Raw genomic sequence first — 19783 nt, forward strand, 5'->3', positions numbered from 1 at the left:
AGTTTCATGATTCTTTATATCACGAAACAATAATCCGAAGGGGGTAACTGGGCTTTTCGTATGTTGTCTCTAACAGCCCAAAATTAAAAGAGTAGCAATTGCTACTCTTTTAATTTTTAACCAGTCCTATTTTAATTTAATTCTAATTGAATTGTAGTAACAATATTAGCATCATCGATCCATAAATAAACATTCTTACATTTGTGCGTGAAATATCTAATTGCAAAAGTATCTTTTAAAGAATCTTCTAAAGTCCAACTGGATATGGCAAGAGAAATTATAGGACCCTGTGATGTGTTATTTAAACAATCTAACACCTCATCGAACTCCATATCTTCGTATTTCTCTATAAATTCAGATAATATCTTGTATGATTTTTGAGGTCTCCATTCATATTGTGTGTTGTTAATTGTCCCATATAGATTTTTTATTATTGGATTTACCTTATTCGATCTGATAAAAGAGAGAGATTCTTGATTCGGCTTACTTAACATTATTTCTGATGGTAATTCGTTTTCTAATACAATTTTCGTGTTGTCAAAATGCATAATAATTTCTTCGATTACTTGATTATCAATTCTATTATCGACAAATAACGAAGTAACACTATTATCATCTTGAGAACCCAACAATAAAAAGAATTGAGTTAATAGTGAATATTTTTTTTGGATATTTGATTCGGGAATACATTCCCTGAACCTGAAATCTAAAAGACTGTTTGTATTGTCTTCAAACTGATTATTTGCTTCAAAAGGTTTCAACCATTCCAATATAGAAAACCACCTAGTATGTTATTAATTTACCTCAAAATAATAAGGTCAATTATGTTAATTAGAGATGCAAACGTTAATCAGTGTAGCTTTATTCTATTCGAATATTAAAGAATCCCCAATATTATATTGTTTTTCATCAATAATTTTATCTTTTTTGTAAAAAATAACCTTGACTTCTTTTTCTTCAAAAGCTTTTATGATGGTATCTTCCGTTATCCCCTTAGAATAGAATATAAATTCGCTCTTATATATATCAGAATTATCACTTTCTTTTTCGGAGGAATTCCCGAACCAATATCTCTGCTGATTATCAATTGTATTAATTACTTTCTTAAAGTCTGGTATATTTACTCTCTTCTTACTAGAACCATCTATCTGGAAGGTAAGAGAAAATTTTCTAAAGTCATCTTTTTTAGGGTCTTTAAGGTAATTCAATTGTACTTCTTTAAATTCATTATCCGTTAATTTATCTATTTGAACATTCAAATTTGCATTTTCCTCTTTACTAGTACTTTTATTACTACAAGCTCCCATAATAGCAATAATTAAGATTAATAAAATAGTTTTAATAAATAAAGCTTTTTTCATGTGATATCTCCTCTTATTATTTTTAACCATAATAAATAATCTAATGAACTGTTTCCCTTATAAAGGGATTGTAAAAGGGGCTAATTGTTAAAATGTCTGTGTCTTAACTTTCCTCTTTAGAAGGTACTAATTTTAAAGCTTTTGTATTATCAAGGACACCATACCCATTTTCATGAGGATTCCCAATTTTTCTGCTGAACCTGCAACATATGGTGTCGCCACAGAAGTTCCGTTTGTATATATATAATTATTGTCAATATACGTACTAAAAACATTTTCACCTGGAGCCACTATATCCAACTCTTTACTAGTAAGCTTCTTGATAAAGTAGGATCAGCTGACAATAAACTAAGGCTAGCTCGGTGGAAAGACGCGGTTCACATCATTTAATAATCTTTACAATTAGCATTTGTCAATGCCACATATGCTAATTGTAAAAAGAGAAATCGAAATGTATCCTTCCAGTTTGTCTTCTCCAGTAGGTGATGGAATAGGACTACCCGTGTATTTTGATTGGAGTTGTTTACATAGATTTTCGATGCATTCCATCTTATTAATACATTTAGGACTAAAGCTGATTCACTAAACGTGATTAGACCCTAATTGTTAAATCATATTTTTCACATCTTTATGGAGGAATTTCCAAATATTTAAAGCTATTCAAATCATTGTTTCCAGAAATAATAAGAAAAAACACAATGGAGAATTCAAATGAAAAACAAAAAAATTTATCAAGTATTTATCGTTACTTTTTTATTTGTGTTAATGATTAATCACACTGTTTATGCAATTGAATGGGAAGATGAAGATGTACCTATAAGCTTTAAAATTGAGATGTTGCCTTGGGAGATTGTAAACAACATTATTCCTAATAAAACAAATTTCACCATTATAGATATTGAAACTGGTTTATCATTTAAAGTACAACGAAGAGCAGGTAGCCATCATGCCGATGTACAGCCACTAACCAAGGAAGATACTCAAATCATGAAGAAAATTTATAATAATAAATGGAGTTGGAATAGAAGAGCTATTATTGTATTAATCAATAATCAAATGATTGCTGCATCTATGCATGGAATGCCACATGGCGCTGGTGCTCTTCAAAATGGTTTTTCAGGTCATTTCTGTGTTCATTTCTCTGGAAGTATAACGCATCGTTTGAAAAACGAAGATCTTTCTCATAAATTAATGGTATTGAAAGCGGCTGGTAAGCTTGATGATTATATAGCAACGGTAAATCCCTATGAACTTATTCGTATTTTTACCATTGCCATTAATCAAGGAAATCAGAAATTATTAGCACTGACCTTATCAAATCCGAGTCATCTTAATCGTGTCAATAAACTTGTTGAAGATATTACATATTTTGGTGTTGTTGACCCTTTAAGACAACCACCTGAGCAACTAAATGGGGTATTTCTCGTGGATGTACCCGTTCAAGTGGCTATCTATAAGAAGAGAGAAGGCAAAGAAAAAAAGGTTATGCATTTTATGATCCGAAGGGACAGTTTGACTGATCGTTGGTTTATTGATCAGGATTCGCTCTATTAAGACTTAAAATAGGATATGTAAAATGAGGAATACATGAAATGATAAATTCCAACCCATATTAAAATAATGTGGGGGTGGTTTCACTGAGATTAACATGGATTGCCGGCCTTTTACTATTCGTTCAACAAGTGTATATTCCTGATAGCTTATCGGTAACCCAGCAAGGACAAACGATTGCTGTTGTTAAACGCGCTGAAGTTTCTATGCCATTTCTAGATGTTCCTATGATGGACGTGGATAAATACAATCAGTTAATCGAAAAAATAGACAGTCAAGTGTATCAAGAACCTGTAAATGCCACAATCGACAAGAATGGTAATATTCTTCCTGGGCGGGTAGGTTACAAGCTATACCATCAAGCATTTAAAGAGCAATTTTTTTCCTTTCTATACGGACGTAGAGAACAGAAAGTAGAAGTTCCCTTACTAGCCATTCATCCAAAGGTTGATAACGAACTACTTGCTCAGATTCGTGTAAATAAGATTGGTGAATTTAGAACCTATTTTAATGTGAATAATAAAAATCGTTATAATAATATCTCGCTCGCTACAGAAGCCATTAATAATTATGTCGTATTTCCAGGTGAGAAGTTTTCCTTTAACCAAGCTGTTGGCAAGAGAACAGTAAACAAAGGATATTTGCCTGCTCGTGTTATCGTCAAAGGAGAGTTTTCTGAAGGGGTCGGTGGAGGGATTTGTCAGGTTTCATCCACTCTGTATAATGCAATCGACAATGCAGGGTTGAAAACAATTCAACGCTATTCCCATACGAGGCACGTTCCTTATGTTCCACCTGGCCGCGATGCTACGGTAAGCTGGTATGGTCCTGATTTTAGCTTTAAAAACAAGTACAATCAACCAATCCTAATTCGTGCTACAACCCAAGAAGGCACTGTAAGTATCAGTGTTTACTCTTCAGAAATGATAAATAATAAGACCCGGAAAGTTCCCTAAGCTACAAGTTAGATATCATAGGAAGCTTTTGATTTTGTATGAATGTGAAAATTGTTGAATAAACTAGGGGCCCACCAATCGGTGGGGCCATATCGTTTTTTTTAGGCGGTATGGAAGTAGCGGAAAATGATGATCTGGTAAACTGGAGGATCCCAGGCAAGGTCTTCAAAGGACTTGGGTGGAGCGATGGATCTTGTCAACGGAGCGAACAAATGAAAGAAGCCGTTGGTGATGGTGTTGAATTAATAGGATATCTAGACATCAGCTTTTGTTTATTTAATCGCTTGCGCTGTTTTTACCATCAATGCAGCAACGGGACTTAATTTGAAAAAAGGTCTTTCCTTCAAAGATCCATTGGTAATTAGCAGCGGAAAACAAACGTGACGAAACAATAAAATAATGAATATGTTTATCAAATTTCCAACTTTGTTATTCATGCGATGTTACGAGGCAATTCACCATCAATTTATCGCTAATACCTTTATACAGTAAATTCTTACTGAATCATGGTATTATTGTTTATTCAACTAAAATTAAATTTTATCATCGATTAATAAAGAGCTGATAATAGATGAAACAGAAAAATTTAACCAGATTTTTCTTTTCATTATTCGATTTTGTGGGTATAATATATTAAATCATATTAGAAGGGATGATGGGTGGCCGATGAAGTTCTAATCTTATTTCAAACATTTGAGAATAATTTTTCAAATTAAAAAATAGGATTAGTCTGCCCATTTTCCATATAATTTTTTAAGCTATTCATTAAATAGCTTATTTTCATTATGAAAAATGCAACTAATCCTTCCAAATTCATTTGGGAGGATTTTTTTCTCCCTGAAAAAGAAAGGGTGATACGATGAAAGAGATCGTAAAATTAAATCAAATAAATTTAGAAATTATGGACCGTATTATATTTAAAGATCTTAACGCAACTATTGGTCGTGGAGAAGTGATTGGTCTAGTTGGCCGTAATGGTAGCGGAAAGTCCACGCTATTACAAATTTTACTTGGACATGTAAAACTATCTGAGGGACAGGTTGAATGGGGAAATAACAAAACCGAAGTCTTTTTAGTGGATCAGGAGAAACAAACATACGCATCTGAGCATGTTACACAATTAGAAGCTACTCTAATGGCGAAATGGCATATTCCAGATGTTCCTTACGAAGTGTTAAGTGGCGGAGAAAAGCTCAAAATACGTCTTGCAAAAGGTTTCGCGTTAGCACCGCACTTACTCTTATTGGATGAACCAACAAACCATCTAGATATAGAAAGTACGGAGCTATTAGTTAATCAAATAGAAAATTATACGGGTACAATCATTGTCGTTTCACATGACAGATATTTTTTGGATACTGTAGCGACGAAAATTTGGTCGATTGAAAATACGAATTTATTCGAGCAAAAAGGAAATTATACACATTATATAAAGATTCGAGAACAAAGAAGATTAACTCAACAAAGAGAGTACGAAAAACAACAAAGAAAAATGGACCTTGTAGAAAATCAAATAAACGAACTGACATCGTGGTCGCAAAAAGCGCATGCACAATCGACGAAGCAAGAAGGATTTAAAGAATATTACCGCCTAAAAGCGAAACGAATGGATTCTCAAGTCAAATCTAAGCGTAAACGTCTTGAGAAGGAACTTGAGAAGACGAAGGTTGAACGTGTTGAGGAAGATTATCTTGTTCGATTTTCGTTAGAAGCTAATACGAAGGTCGGCAAAAGATTTTTAGAGGTAAAAAACTTAAAAAAGGAGTTTGGGGAACGAATATTATTTGAACAGACGAATTTAACAATTCAGCACGGTGAAAAAGTAGCGCTTATTGGCCCGAATGGTAGTGGGAAAACGACATTTTTAAATATCGTAATGGGCAATGAGTTTACTGAAGGGGACATTTGGGTTTCCCCATCTGCGAATATTGGTTATTTAACGCAGCAAGTATTTGACTTGCCTCTAGAGCAAACGCCTGAACAATTATTTAAACGTGAAACATTTAAAGAACGGGGCAAGGTTCAGAATTTAATGAAGCATTTAGGATTTACAGCAAGTCAATGGTCTGAGCCAATTGAACAGATGAGTATGGGAGAGCGCGTGAAGTGTAAGCTTATGCTATATATACTGGAAGAAAAAGATGTACTAATTTTAGATGAACCGACAAACCATTTAGATTTGCCTTCGAGAGAGCAATTGGAAAAAACGTTAGCAGAGTATACCGGTACGTTGGTCGTTGTTTCACACGATCAATATTTCTTAAGTAAAACGACTTCAGTTCAGTTGATTTTTGAAAATCACCGTATTCAAAAGAAATTAAAGCAATCAAATGAAAAGGTTGATTCACTTGCAGAACAGCGCTTAAAGCTTGAAACAGAACGACAAGAAGTATTAGGGAAATTGAGCTTTTTATCATCCAAAAGCCCAGAGTATATAGAGCTCGATCAAAGATTCAATGAACTTACAAAAAAGATTAAGAGATTAGAAAATCTATAATTCAGTAACGAATGCACTTTAGTGGAAATTAAACGAATTTGATTTTAGTTTTATTAATTGTATTTACTCTGAACGAATCATATTAAAGAGCTTAAAAAGGAGGTACTACGTTTTAGATAGTATCTCCTTTGGGTTTCTTAAAGCAAAATAAAAGACTTTATTATCTCTGTATAGCTGCCAGTTTATCTGCTATTTGTACTGCCATTCAGTTAGCTCTCCTTTATTAGGTCTTGATAATTTCAAAATGGAGTAAATTTATTACTTAGGGTACAACTTTGTATTACATCCACAACAGACTCTTTTAAATCCAAAAAACCTTGTAATCCTTGATAGACAAGGATTACAAGGTTTATATAAGATAATTCTGACTTGAACTAGCAACTGTCAATCATTCCAACCTATTTGGAACAATTAAGAAGCTAATTTAGCTGATTTTGAAACTTTTTCAGGAAACCATAAACTCACTACAATACCAACAATAAGACAGATAAAGAAAGTGGCCGCTTTAGCAGTCACGATGGCTTCTAAAGGAGAAGTGGTCCACAGGATGGCACTGATAAACCCTGTAATAATAGTGGCTACTACGCCTGTGCCAGATGTTTTTTTCCAAAAGAATATAAGTAAAATGACGGCAGAAAATGTATTGCCGACTCCTGCCCAAGCAAAACTGACCATATTATAAATAATGGAGCCAGATGCTAACGAAACAACAATACCTACAAGACCAGCTACAATGGCAATGCAACGAGATAATTTCACTAAGGTTTGACTCTTTATCGTCATACCCATTGCTTTATGAACAATATCTTCACTTACTGATGTTGTAATAACGAGTAATTGAGAAGAAGCTGTTGACATGATAGCAGCTAAAATTCCTGCAATGATGATTCCTGCAACCCATGGTGGCAACAAATCGAATACCATATGAGGCATAATCATTTCAGAATCTTCAATCGTTCCTTGTTTATAGATAACGGAAGCAAAAATGGCAGATAAAAAGGCACCGACGTAGACAATTAATGTCCAAATAATCGCAACAATTTTTCCTGTTTTAAGTTCTTTTTCATCCTTTAACGCCATAAAGCGAGAGCTTAATTGTGGCTGTCCGCCAAGCCAGCCAAAGAACCAAGAAAGGTTCGTAAATAGCATGGCTCCGATGGCTAGTCCAGATAATCCTCCTATCCAACTATCTGCACCACTTCCCATTGAACTTAAGGTATACGAAATCGATAAATCATTTTGTTGAATTTCAAAAAATCCTGCAATTGGAACGATAATAAACGCTAAAACCATTAAAAAACTCTGAATTGTATCTGTCCATACAACTGACATAAACCCACCCATACAAGAGTAGGCAATAATGATGAGGGCAACTACAATTGTTCCTACCGTAATATTAAGTCCAGAAAAAGAATAAAGAGTTTTACCAACACCGGAAAATTGAGCTGCTAAGTAGCAAGTAAAAAATATGACCATAATGATCGATGACAACCAACGAATCAAATTAGTGTGATTAGGAAATTTCACAGCTATATAGTCGGTTAATGTATACACTTTATATTTTTTTGTTTCATTCATAAATCTTTTGGCTAGAAAGATCCAAGAAAAGAGGACGCCTATAAACATTCCCGATAAGATCCATATTCCTGACAAACCTGTTACATAAATAAAACCTACTGCCCCTAAGAACATATAGGCGGATTCACCTGTAGCTCTTTCAGAAAAAGCTAGTGCCCAACCAGGTAACTTATTTCCACCGAGAAAATAATCAGCGTGGTCCAATTTTTTTCTACTAAAGAGCACACCCACTCCAAGCATTAAGAGAAGGTAAATGATGATTTCGGCAAAAACAATCGAGGATCCTGAAAAATTCATTTTATTATCTCCTTTATAAATTATATTAAACAAAGTTGTATAGTGAGAATAAATACAAAATTTTTTTCCCATCAGGGATTATTCATGGTTAACATCTAATTTCAAAAACATGATTTAACCCTTGATTTATATAAATAACAGAGCCAGATTTTGAAAAAGTATAATCATAAACAGGCTCTGAACATACTACAATGATATATTCTTTAGTTTTTGTCTAATTGTAGAATTGTTAAATATAAGACTTTAGCGGCTTTTTCAATATCATACTCTGAAGAAAATTCCCTTGGATTATGACTGATCCCATCTTTCGATCTAACAAAAATCATACCAATTGGGAATCGATTTTTAAACTGCATGGCATCATGTCCGGCACCGCTAGGTAAAGAGACGATGGATTCACCTAATTCTTGAATACTTTCCTTTATGACATCTTGAATGTTGTCTTCACAACGAACAGGTGCAACACGTTGTAATACAGAGATTTCTAAGTGTAATTGTCGATCATTAGCTATCTTTTTTGCGAATTTTCTAATCTCTTGTTCGACTTGATCTCTGGTTTTTTCATCGATATCTCTAATATCAATTGTCCATTCCGCCTCACCAGGAATGACGTTCACGCCGTTTGGTTTTACAGAAAGTTTGCCCACGGTAGCTACAGATGAAGGGGACTCCTTAGCTATTTTTTCAACCTCTGCAATAATTAAACTAGCTCCTACTAAAGCATCTTGTCTTTGATTCATCGGTGTTGCACCAGCATGCTCTGACAGTCCTGTTAATTTGAACTGAAGCCACACCGGACCAGCGATACCAGTTACATTACCTACAGCTGCTTCATTATTTTCAAGAACCTTTCCTTGTTCGATATGAACTTCTAAATAGCACTTTACGTTTTCTATTTTCGCACTTTGGAGATGCTGCTTTTCTAATCCATAATCCCTCATAGCTTGTTCAATCGATATTCCTTGATTATCTACTTTTTTTAAATCATTGGATGTCAATGTACCTGCGACAGCTCGGCTCCCAATCATACCAAAGCCAAAACGGGTTCCTTCCTCATCCTTAAAGGCAACAATTTTAACAGGATGTTTCAGTTCAATTTCTTTTTCTTTTAACGAATGTATGACTTCAATGGCGGTTAAGACTCCTAAACTCCCATCATACTTTCCGCCATTTGGAACGGTATCAATATGTGAACCTATTAAAATAGTGGGTAAATCATTTGTAGTCTCTTGACTCCCAATCAGATTGCCCACTGTATCAAAATGGACGGTTAAACCAGCAGATTCCATATATTGTTTAACTCGTTCATTTGCTCGTCTCTCATCACTTGTATAAGAAAACCGATTTATGCCACCATCTTTTGTTTTTCCAATGACGGATAACTCTTCTAAATGGGTATTCAATCGCTTGATATTAATCATTTTTTTTCTCTGAATCTTTTAATTGAAAACGAAAATGACATTGTCCTTCTTTTAACACAAATTGATCATGTACGACGTTAAATTTATTGTTAAAACCATGAGCAATTGCATCATCTATCACTTTACAATAAACAAGTCCGTAAGCATGCATATCGTCATCAGCCCATTGTTGGCCTAATGGACATACTGTAAATGTTTGCTCGATTTCCTCAGATTTATTCACCGTTTCAATGGTAAACAAATCACTTCGTCCCATATCGTAGTTTGTTAAGTATTGATCAATTGTGTTGTCCGCCCCATTCACTCTGGCTCTTTGTGCAATACCACGTCCACGCTTTTCACCAAATTGCCATATACCTTCTTGAATAGCTGCATCTCCTTCATCGCCATAAGTATCTACTATAGCTTTCGTAATTTGGGCAAATAATCTTGCAAATAGGGCAAAGGGTGTAAGATTTTCATACTTATTTTGACTGTTATGATCTTTAGGAATATAGTCAAATAACGTATGATTTTCTCTTTCTGTCGTTGCTTTTATCGCAATCTCTTCCGCGTCTTTATATCCAAAATTATCAATTCCTTGTTGCAGTAATGCCTTTCCATTTTCTTTATATTTCGAAACAACGATTTTTTCTATTTCTGTAAATAATTTAGCTGTCATGACTTCCATGGAATATGGTGGGATAACATGATTCGTTTTACTCAATTTAAACACTCACTTTCTATTTTTCATTTTTTAGTATAATTCTAGCTTTCGTTTAAGTTAGTTTTTTAAATTTATAAAACCGATAAATTTACTAGCAATTGATTAATTGTTATTATAAATTCAATTCTTTATATAAATCAAATGAATAATTGTAATATAAAATATGAAAAAAATTAATAGTTGGAGTGACTATAAATGACACTGATCAAATATGAGATCTTTAGAACCGTTGTAGAAACAGGAAGTCTATCGAAAGCAGCGGAAGTAGTTGGATTAACTCAATCAGCTGTAAGTCATGCAATAGCAAGTCTTGAGTCCGACTTCGGTTTTTCGTTGATTACTCGGGGACGTTTAGGTATTCATTTAACCAGCAATGGAGAAAAAATGCTGCTTTATATGCGAGAAATATTAAAATGTAATGAGCTGATGATGCAGGAAGTATCTAAAATTAATGGACTAGAAACAGGTATCGTACGAATCGGTACACTTCCAAGTGTGTCTATTCAATGGTTGCCTATGATTATTAAGCAATTTAATATAGATTTCCCGTACATAGAAATAAAACTATTTGAAGGAGATTACGATGAAATTGATCAATGGATCTCGGATGGAACCATTGATTTTGGTTTTATGTCCTTGCCAGTTTCAAAGGCATATGAAGTGATTCCGTTAAAAAATGATAGACTTTTGTGTATTTTACCGGATACGCACCCTTTAAATCAGCAAGATATCATTTACTTAGATCAACTCAAAGATGAATCTTTTATCATGCCTAAATCAAGCATCGATAAGGATGTTCGAAGAATTTTGAAAGAACACAAAATCAAACCAAAAATCAAATATGAAATCGCTGAAGATCAGGCGATCATTTCCATGTTGCAAAATGGTCTTGGAATCAGTATCCTCCCTGAAATGATACTGTATCGTATCCACGAGAGTATTCGAATAATCCCTTTGGAAGGTAATTATTATCGCACCATTGGAATTGCAGCCACTTCCTTACGTTATATGTCACCAGGATCGAAAAAAATAATTGAGTTTATTCAGGAATGGTTAAAATGAAACAGCTCTTAAGCACATAAAACAAACTATTTGTCGTTGTCACACTTGTATTAATTGTATATTTTCACCAAATGAACAGAAAAGGTTTGCGGAAGCCCTTAATGCTGTTGAATATTTAGCATCTTATATCAACTAAGGATCATGATATTTTCATGATTCTTTTTTATTAATTAAAAGTTAATGGATGGTAAAAAAATTGTTTAATTGGATGGTGATAAAAATATTAAATCATTTATTATTATAGAGTCGATTCTAATCTACCAATCACATAAATGGCTAAATAATGATTATTTATTGGTTAAGTGAGTGAATTGTTTCACAATTATCTCTTTATCATGGGATTTTTCATATAGGAAAATTTCAAATCTTTTTATAGTTTATTTTAGTAGATGAGTAAAAAACTAATTAGTAGATGAGTAAAAAACTAAATAGATGAGTAAAAAAACTAAATCGATTTGAAGGAGTAGGCAATGTACAACACCAACCGGATAAGGTCTCGTAAAGCACTGGATAAACTTAAGCCGCATACACCAGGTAAACCATTATGGGAAGTTAAAAAAGAAATAGGGCAGAAAAGGGTTATTAAATTAGCTTCTAATGAGAATCCTATTGGACCATCACCGAAGGCAATCGAAGCTATAACAAAAAGCTTATCCAATCTAAATCGATATCCTGATGCTCATGCAGCTAAGTTGAAAAAGACTACCCGCTTATCCTTATCTACTCAGCAATTAATCATAACAAATGGGGCAGATGAATTGATCACCCTTATTTCCACTAATTCCCATAGACTTTTGCGGACTTCGGTCTATATGACGGGCTACTCGAAGCACCTCCCTACTCCGCAAGCAGCGACCCACACAGCCCACTGACAAGGTACGTATGTTATATACTAGCTTTTGACTTTAGTAGTGTGGAGGTAGTGGATAGATGACTGAATTGGTAACTAAAACAGGGAATAATGAGACTGTGGCATATGTGGTAGATCGGTTTATTCTGGCAAATTTAGAATATAATCAAATGCTTGAACTTTCACATTCAATGAAGTCTTCATTTGAAGTAGATTCAGAACAAGAAGCAGAAGAGCTGGTTAAGAATTATTTACTATCACTTGGACATGTTTTAACGGTAGATTAAATTATCTACCAGAAAAACAGGTTGCAGCCAGTTAAGAAGTTGAAATGCATGTTGCAACTAGTGAAGAAGTACAAGTAAAGAAAAAAGTTGGTGGAACAAAATATTTTCAAAATGAGAAGGGAAAAACAATCCTTCTTTTTTTAATTGAATTTTTGAATATTAAAATTCAATTTATTCCTCCTAGTGTATCTATAAAATAAAGTTTAATCAAAAACGTTCAACAAACTCATATTCTACGGCACAAAAAAAGAAACCATTTTGAAAAAAGGTTGATCAAAATGGATTCCTCTCTTTTTGAATGAATATTCCGTTTTATAAAAAAGTTTGATTAAAAATCACTTAGAATTCTTTAAAAGCATCAAAACGTGGCAACTTTTTTGTACACATTGCGACTTTATTCAAAACATCGCATCTTTTTTATCAACATCGTAACCCTATACATTCAACTCAACTAGTAGAAGAGATTTATTATCATAAGACCAAAAGATACTTTTAAAACGATGCTTTACCCTGTAGCCTATCGGTTCGATCTTAACCATCCTTCATTTTAGCCTTTACGAATCAATCCCAGGTCCTTTTTTTCATTCAGTTAGTAAATTAATCAAAAAAGATTAAATGCATATCATTGTCAGTCCTTGATTTCGCAAAAAATTCCGCTTCATTTCCTCCATCAACAAAGTTACCAATACCCCAGAAATACCCACATTTGCCTCGTTCTATATATCTTGTTCCTACATAATCATTATAACTATCAGGATCGTACTCCCATAATTCAATTTTTAACTTACCAGCTGGACCCACGTAAGGATCCCGACAAATCTTATAATCTCCACCAGTAGAGGCATACACATCACTTTCAGCACCATTAGAATAAAGAGTTTCTTCTCCTAAGTAATCCCAGCCGCTTGCAAATGTAGAAGAAGGGAACAACAACGCAGCTACCAAAGCCACGACACTCATATTAAACTTTTTCATGCTCATTCCTCCTCTCCCGTTTTGACTTGAAAAATATTATTCTACATAAAAAAGTTTGATTAAAAATCACTTAGAATTCTTTATTCGAAAAGGAATGAAACGGTGCAACTTTTTTACAAACGGTACGACTTTGTTTCAAATCTACAGAATATATTAAAGAAGTAAACAAAAAAGAGAAAGAAGGAACCGGGAATTTCCAAGGAAGGTTGTGGTGAACATCAAGGTTAGGAATTTTTATTATCTGATTGCAGGCGTCCTTGCGATGCTGTTTGCCGTCACGCACGCATGGAACGGGCAATCCGCTGTGCTACAGACGCTTAACATTGAGGCGATATCCGTGGGTACCCAGACAGTATTCACGTATGTCTGGCACATCATCACGGCGGAAAATCTGGTCTTCGGCATCGCTTTCATTTTCATGTCATTCCAAACCGAGCAATCAAAGATCCGGTTTGCCGCATGGTTGATCGCGGCGATCCTGATCGTCCGACTGATGGTTATTCTTAGTGTAACGGCATTGCTTGACGTATCCGGGCTTACGGATACGCTTATAGATTCGATTGCCATCGTAATCTATGTCGCCCTCATCATACTGGGCACAAGAAAGGGTCCCGCCAACGATTTGACGTAAAACCCACGCTAAGGAAGATCCTGTAACGTTTCTCTGTTTTAGATAGAGATTTTGAATAAGGGAAGAGTTTAAGGATTGAAAATCACTCATTTTAACCATCATTTTCGAGTAATAGGAAAATTTCCTTAAATGAACGTTTTAGGAAAACCCTTATTTATCAAGGGGTTGATCCTTAGCGTAGAAAATGTGATAAATGGTTGGAGCTACCCCTAAAGGTGCGTTAGCGCCATAAGAAGGCCGCCAATTGGCGGCCTTCTGAATTATATCTAGATGATACTGTCCAAAAGAAAACTTTTGGATAGCGTCTTTGCTTTAATTTTTTTATCTGGCTTATTAAGCTAACGAGTGGCGTTGGTTCAAGAAGAAGACCCCGTCTTGGAAATCTTTTTAATGTACGAAAATTTATATAATCATACATTCAAATTAGAGGAAAAAAATAACCTTGTTCAACCAAAGAGGTAGTTTAGTTATAAAGGTTGGAACTATTATGCAATGTAAACGTCTCTAAATATATATGGAGGTGGAGTAAGATCAGAAAAATTATAAATTTTACTTTTCTTTTTGTTTTTATGTTGCTATTGGTCGGTTGTATGGGAGAAGATACAGAACAATTAACAAGAGTGGATGTTCAAAAAATCGATGCAGAAGGAAAGTACGAAGAAGCTTTAATGATAACAGATAACGAATCAATAGAATTGTTAAGCGAGGCATTTAAACAAATCAAATGGGACAATAGAATGGTCAAAATGGCTAGAAAACCTGATTTAAATGCTACTCTATTTTACACTTTTGATGAAAATATGCCTGAAAGAATTGTTGAATATGAAATCTGGTTTAATGAAAACGGTACGGCGATAATTATTAGCAATAATGAAAACAAAAGTTATGGAGAGTTGGATAATGAGGGTGCAAAAACTCTAATAAATATACTCTTAAAGTAACGGGTTCGTTAGTGCCATTAAAAATGCTGTTTCTTCTTCACTAACGGGTGCTTTACTTCAATAAGGAGGGTTGCGAGGCAGCCTTTTTCTTATGGCACTAAAGGGGCAGTACAGCGAAATAAGACAAGTGGCATATTAATCATGAGGTGGACTTTATGTGGTACAAAATTCTGTTTTTACTGGTCATGGTTAATTCTTTTTATAACGGTCAAAGTATGACAACAGTATTCGCAGAATCCAAAAAGGTTATTTTAAAATCAAAAGAAGCCAATGTTATTTTATATGCTATTGACCTAGATAGAAAAAACGGCATGTACAGAGATTTCGAGATGAAGATTGAAGGGGGAACAAGATATTTTCCTTATTGGGTGAATGAAACCAATCCTTCATATGTCCCAAGACTCCTATACAATGACTTAAATCAAGATAAGAAGAAGGATTTAACTATTGTATTAACAAAGGGTTATGGCACAGAGGCTTTAGATAGTGAAGTCCATGTACTAAATAAAACCCAAACCAATATAGGTGAGATTTATGAAGAGGTTCTAGTAGACAATCCCATAGCGATTATTTTGAAAGATGTTAAAACAAAACTGACACAACTGAAGCTGTAGTGTCAATTGGCGATAAGATAACGGTAATTAATATCGAAAAGTTTCAAATCCCCCCAGACCATTTGTTTAATGATGTTGCTTTTGGCAGTATCGTCAAATTTGATGTGGTTGATAATCATTTGGTGGCTTCTGTAGGTGGTCAAATTACTCCCGCCATGTTCATTGGTACGATTGAAATTTCTTATGAATTTAAAGATAAAATGTATCAAGCAAAGAAGATTGAGTTTAAATCAGAATAAATAAGTTGATACGAAGTTTTTCAACTAACAAGTGCGTTAGCTTAAGATCGGAGCTGTCTTTAAGGCAGCTTTTTCAATAATGGTAAGTCGAAACTCCGCCTTAGTGAAAGGATGTTTACATCAACAGAATATTAATCAGTAAAAAGGAAACCTTAATGTTAATAAATTGAAATTAATATTAGTATTATTATTTTGTTAAGACGTGGGTAATAAAATACAAGATTTTTATATTTACTAAGGAGGAAAGGAAAAGGATGAAACAAACAATAGCAGATTTACTGATTGATTCTTTGCTGAACGCTGGAGTAAAACGGATTTACGGGATAGTGGGTGACTCACTTAACGCTGTTTTAGATTCCATTCGACGTTCGGGGAAGATTGATTGGATATCGGTGAGGCATGAGGAGGTTGCAGCCTTCGCTGCGGGTTCTGACGCATTATTAAGTAACAGTATCGCAGTTTGTGCAGGAAGCAGTGGCCCGGGGAATCTTCACCTAATCAATGGACTTTACGATTGTCATCGAAGTCGAATTCCAGTGTTGGCTATTGCGGCACATATACCAAGTAATGAAATTGGAGGAGACTATTTTCAACAAACAAATCCTGAGCATTTATTCAAGGAGTGCAGTCATTTCTGTGAGGTTGTGACAAAACCTGAACAGATGCCCCGCATGGTTACGATGGCTCTACAACATTCCATTTCACGAAAAGGTGTCTCTGTCCTCGTTCTTCCTGGAGATGTTGCTTTACTCGCTGACAATGAAAGTGTTCCTGAACAGGTAATCCACATAACACAGCCGGTTGTTCGACCATCTGATGAAGAGTTAAAACGCCTGTCAGAATATCTCAATAGTGGTAAACGCATTACATTATTGTGCGGGGCAGGTTGTGAAGGAGCCCACGCTCAGTTGATGCAGCTTTGTGACAAACTTAAATCGCCAATGGTCATTGCACTTAGAGGGAAAGAACATCTGGAGTATGATAATCCATATTTGGTGGGACTAACGGGTCTTATTGGATATTCATCTGGATATCATGCCATGATGGATTGTGATGTATTATTAATGCTTGGTACCGACTTCCCATACAGGCAATTTTTACCTAAAAAATCTATTATTTTACAAGTTGATATTCGAGCGGAACATTTAGGCCGCCGAGCAGCATTAACCTTTGGACTTTGTGGAGACGTTAAATATACAGTTGAATCACTTCTTCCTCTTTTAAGTGAAACACATGACACTCATCATCTAGATAAATTTGTTTCAAATTATCGGGATGTTCGCAGGGGATTGGATAAGCTTGCAATAGGGAAGCCAGGAAGGATGCCGATTCATCCGCAATTTCTTACTAAAGTAATAAGCAATCTCGCCAGTGAGAGCACAGTGTTTACATGTGATGTAGGTACACCAACTTTATGGGCTGCACGATACCTGGAAATGAACGGAAAAAGACGACTTCTGGGATCTTTCAATCACGGTACGATGGCAAATGCTTTGCCTCAGGCAATTGGAGCCCAGGCTGCGAGACCGGAAGTTCAAGTAGTTGCACTGTCTGGAGATGGAGGACTCTCAATGTTAATGGGAGATTTATTGACGCTTCGGCAGCATAAATTACCGGTAAAAGTAGTTGTATTTAACAACAATGCTCTAGGTTTCGTAGAACTCGAGATGAAGTCTTCAGGCTACCTAGAAACAGGGACAGGTCTTGAGAATCCAAACTTCGCTGATGTTGCCCAGGCGATGGGAATAGAAGGAATTCGTGTAGAAGACCCGGCAGATCTTGAGAATGCAGTGAAACGAGCGTTTGCACATAACGGCCCAGTTGTACTTGACGTGGTAGTAAACCGCCAGGAGCTGTCACTTCCGCCTAGTATCAAATTAGAACAGGCACAAGGATTCACTCTTTGGATGCTTAAAGCTGTGCTGAATGGCCAGGGTAATGATATTGTGGAGCTGGCTAAGACCAATCTCATCCGATAGTATGTAAGTAAGAGGCAAGTGTTAATAGAAAGCAAATAAGGTGAAGGTTAAAACATAAAAAAATGCAGGCAGGTTGAACATTAGCCTGCTCTGATACTGTAAAATAAAAGGGCTGTGTAAATCTGCATGAGCACAAATAGGGCCTCATATTCTTTTTTTCTATGTCTTCTTCAAAATAGAAATTATTTCTTTTGTGGGTTCTACGAGGGATGCCGAAATAATAAACGAGTCGCTACTTTTGGAGGTAAAAGAACCACATGATCATTTTGCCTGATGCTGATTTAGACTAAACCGTTAATGCCTTCCTAGGTGCAGCGGTATGTATTTAGCTAGCTTCCAATTTTAAAACCTCTTTTTTGCTAGAGTGGCATAATATATATTCCTATAATATCTATTTCAAAGAAAAGCTCGATAGAATATATGAATAATCTTTAATCCGTAAATATCTGTCCAACCCAATTTTTGTTTTTTTAAGACTTTCAAAAATTAAGGGTTAAAAATGAAGTATAGATAGACAAAGGGAAACGATCATACTGGGGGAGTTCAACAAGAAGATTGCAAAAAAGACCGCCTATACTGGCGATCTTTTGAATCTACGTATAAAAAAAATGCAGCATTTTTTTCTCTCTTGTTTTGTTAGCAAATAGTTTTTCTATAAGAGTTGGCATAATCATACCATATACCCCATATCTTCCTGCATTCATAGCGGAACTAGGAATATAGGGAAGTAAATACTTAGTAATTTTTATTGGAGTCCTAATATGAGAGATAAATAAACGCATAGCACTAATAGGATACACATAAAAAAAGAAACGACAGCAGGGGCTTTCTTGATGAATGAAAAAATAGTTAAAACTAAGAATAAAAGGGCTAACAAAATAAGAGTCATACTTGTTGAGTTTAAAACAAGTCGAACAGTCATTTCTGGCTGAAACTGCCCTTGATAAAACATCGTAAATAATTTAGAAACCACTTCACTTGTTACAGTAGTTTCGTGTGGTGGTGATTGTTGTCCTAATGCTGCAGTTGCTGAAAATATAAGCAGAATTACGATACTTTCTACTCTTGCCCAAGGTTTTGGATTAAAGTTTATATCTTTCTCTAATTTCCTTTTCATAAGAATACTATTGATTACTGCGTAAACTAATAAAGGAATAATCAATATATGTTTAAACAATAGTGCTTGTCCATAAGGAATCATCCAAGAATTAGGATAATCCTTAAACTCAACAACAAAGGTCATTAGTATAAGACCTGTCACAATAGTACTTGCAAAGCAAACAATAGCAACAGGTGTAAACCATTTTAAGAAATTCAACCAATTAGAATGATTTTTTGAAAACCAACTAACAACGATTAGTATCCCTGTCCAAACACTAACAGCAGTAAAATGGGCTGATTGATTTAAAAAGCCCTTCACCTGATCATACGAACTGGCGTGACTTGACCAACCAAGTGCAAGAATTAATATGAGCGTGAAGATAATCCCAATGTAAGAATAGAGAGCCCTTTTTCGATAATCAAACCAAACCACTAAAATAAATAATAAATTCGAGAAAATGTAAGTAAAAACCCACGCTTTTCCCACTTCAAATGTAAAAAGAACAGACTGAAGGGTTTGAGCAAATCCAATATCCTCATAAAGGTATAAAATCAATTGTAAAACGGGGATAAACGAAAAGATGGCTATACCCCCTATAGCCATCATTAAATAACCCTTTGGTACGTTTATATTCGGTCGATAAGAGCTTGGCACAAGATATAAGAGAAAGCTGCCGATGAGAAGGGCAAAGCAAAGATATAACAATGCCTCACTAATGATTCCTATTAAGAACATT

Annotated in this window: 19 protein-coding genes and 1 pseudogene; 12 read left to right on the forward strand and 8 right to left on the reverse strand. The window is 35.0% G+C overall.

Annotated elements, in window-relative coordinates:
- Positions 1–131: 131 nt before the first annotated feature.
- The 3 genes from AKG34_RS07360 to AKG34_RS29425 all read right to left on the reverse strand — a co-directional run bounded on the left by AKG34_RS07360 (position 132) and on the right by AKG34_RS29425 (position 1661).
- Positions 132–770 carry a hypothetical protein gene (locus AKG34_RS07360; RefSeq protein WP_053345486.1) on the reverse strand — a complete coding sequence of 213 codons (639 nt, stop codon included), beginning with the start codon at positions 768–770 and terminating at the stop codon, positions 132–134.
- 96 nt (positions 771–866) lie between these two features.
- Positions 867–1361, reverse strand: a complete 495-nt coding sequence (locus tag AKG34_RS07365; protein ID WP_053345487.1) for a hypothetical protein — start codon at positions 1359–1361, stop codon at positions 867–869.
- A gap of 132 nt (positions 1362–1493) precedes the next feature.
- Positions 1494–1661 carry a S8 family serine peptidase gene (locus AKG34_RS29425; RefSeq protein WP_330219142.1) on the reverse strand — a complete coding sequence of 56 codons (168 nt, stop codon included), beginning with the start codon at positions 1659–1661 and terminating at the stop codon, positions 1494–1496.
- A 411-nt stretch (positions 1662–2072) separates the two neighbouring features.
- On the opposite strand from AKG34_RS29425, the gene AKG34_RS07370 reads away from it, so the two are divergent.
- From AKG34_RS07370 to abc-f, 4 genes and pseudogenes are all read left to right on the forward strand, one after another.
- Entirely contained in the window at positions 2073–2915 is an 843-nt protein-coding gene (locus AKG34_RS07370; protein WP_053345488.1) for a hypothetical protein, read from the forward strand.
- Positions 2916–2998: 83 nt separating this feature from the next.
- Complete coding sequence (locus AKG34_RS07375; RefSeq protein ID WP_053348026.1) at positions 2999–3868, forward strand: VanW family protein; 870 nt, start codon at positions 2999–3001, stop codon at positions 3866–3868.
- Positions 3869–3966: 98 nt separating this feature from the next.
- Positions 3967–4081, forward strand: a pseudogene (locus AKG34_RS28650) (succinyl-CoA--3-ketoacid-CoA transferase); the annotation flags it as partial.
- Between the two features lie 646 nt (positions 4082–4727).
- On the forward strand, positions 4728–6365 hold the full coding sequence (abc-f, locus tag AKG34_RS07385; protein WP_053345490.1) for a ribosomal protection-like ABC-F family protein: 1638 nt from the start codon (positions 4728–4730) through the stop codon (positions 6363–6365).
- A gap of 411 nt (positions 6366–6776) precedes the next feature.
- Here abc-f and AKG34_RS07390 read toward each other — a convergent pair whose 3' ends face one another.
- The 3 genes from AKG34_RS07390 to AKG34_RS07400 form a co-directional block, all read right to left on the reverse strand.
- On the reverse strand, positions 6777–8240 hold the full coding sequence (locus tag AKG34_RS07390) for a sodium/proline symporter (protein ID WP_053345491.1): 1464 nt from the start codon (positions 8238–8240) through the stop codon (positions 6777–6779).
- A 203-nt stretch (positions 8241–8443) separates the two neighbouring features.
- Positions 8444–9661: a Zn-dependent hydrolase gene (locus tag AKG34_RS07395; protein ID WP_053345492.1), complete on the reverse strand. Its 1218-nt coding sequence runs from the start codon at positions 9659–9661 to the stop codon at positions 8444–8446.
- Positions 9654–10367 carry an L-2-amino-thiazoline-4-carboxylic acid hydrolase gene (locus AKG34_RS07400; protein ID WP_053345493.1) on the reverse strand — a complete coding sequence of 238 codons (714 nt, stop codon included), beginning with the start codon at positions 10365–10367 and terminating at the stop codon, positions 9654–9656. Before AKG34_RS07400 ends, AKG34_RS07395 begins: the two co-directional genes overlap by 8 nt.
- A 195-nt stretch (positions 10368–10562) precedes the next feature.
- Between AKG34_RS07400 and AKG34_RS07405 the strand changes: the two genes are divergently transcribed.
- The 3 genes from AKG34_RS07405 (at position 10563) to AKG34_RS07415 (ending at position 12566) form a co-directional block, all read left to right on the forward strand.
- On the forward strand, positions 10563–11429 hold the full coding sequence (locus AKG34_RS07405) for a LysR family transcriptional regulator (protein WP_053345494.1): 867 nt from the start codon (positions 10563–10565) through the stop codon (positions 11427–11429).
- 470 nt (positions 11430–11899) lie between these two features.
- Complete coding sequence (locus tag AKG34_RS07410; protein WP_053345495.1) at positions 11900–12301, forward strand: hypothetical protein; 402 nt, start codon at positions 11900–11902, stop codon at positions 12299–12301.
- Between the two features lie 58 nt (positions 12302–12359).
- Complete coding sequence (locus AKG34_RS07415) at positions 12360–12566, forward strand: hypothetical protein (protein WP_053345496.1); 207 nt, start codon at positions 12360–12362, stop codon at positions 12564–12566.
- Positions 12567–13163: 597 nt separating this feature from the next.
- Here the strand turns inward: AKG34_RS07415 and AKG34_RS07420 are convergent.
- Positions 13164–13541, reverse strand: a complete 378-nt coding sequence (locus tag AKG34_RS07420) for a YndA family protein (protein WP_053345497.1) — start codon at positions 13539–13541, stop codon at positions 13164–13166.
- 208 nt (positions 13542–13749) lie between these two features.
- Here AKG34_RS07420 and AKG34_RS07425 point away from each other — a divergent pair, with 208 nt between their 5' ends.
- The 5 genes from AKG34_RS07425 (at position 13750) to poxB (ending at position 17945) form a co-directional block, all read left to right on the forward strand.
- The gene (locus AKG34_RS07425) at positions 13750–14172 is read left to right on the forward strand and encodes a hypothetical protein (protein WP_083450701.1); all 423 of its coding nucleotides are present in this window, start codon (positions 13750–13752) and stop codon (positions 14170–14172) included.
- Positions 14173–14762: 590 nt separating this feature from the next.
- Complete coding sequence (locus AKG34_RS07430; protein WP_152952255.1) at positions 14763–15113, forward strand: YhfM domain-containing protein; 351 nt, start codon at positions 14763–14765, stop codon at positions 15111–15113.
- A gap of 155 nt (positions 15114–15268) precedes the next feature.
- The gene (locus tag AKG34_RS07435) at positions 15269–15727 is read left to right on the forward strand and encodes a hypothetical protein (protein ID WP_053345499.1); all 459 of its coding nucleotides are present in this window, start codon (positions 15269–15271) and stop codon (positions 15725–15727) included.
- Positions 15727–15966: a hypothetical protein gene (locus AKG34_RS07440; protein ID WP_053345500.1), complete on the forward strand. Its 240-nt coding sequence runs from the start codon at positions 15727–15729 to the stop codon at positions 15964–15966. The genes AKG34_RS07435 and AKG34_RS07440 overlap by 1 nt, the downstream gene beginning before the upstream one ends.
- A 254-nt stretch (positions 15967–16220) precedes the next feature.
- Positions 16221–17945 carry a ubiquinone-dependent pyruvate dehydrogenase gene (gene poxB / locus AKG34_RS07445; RefSeq protein ID WP_053345501.1) on the forward strand — a complete coding sequence of 575 codons (1725 nt, stop codon included), beginning with the start codon at positions 16221–16223 and terminating at the stop codon, positions 17943–17945.
- A gap of 745 nt (positions 17946–18690) precedes the next feature.
- Here the strand turns inward: poxB and AKG34_RS07450 are convergent.
- Positions 18691–19782, reverse strand: coding sequence for a CopD family protein (locus tag AKG34_RS07450; RefSeq protein ID WP_053345502.1), 1092 nt, complete (start codon positions 19780–19782; stop codon positions 18691–18693).
- Between the last annotated feature and the right edge of the window lies 1 nt (position 19783).

Source organism: Peribacillus butanolivorans (assembly GCF_001273755.1).
Taxonomy (GTDB): domain Bacteria; phylum Bacillota; class Bacilli; order Bacillales; family DSM-1321; genus Peribacillus; species Peribacillus butanolivorans.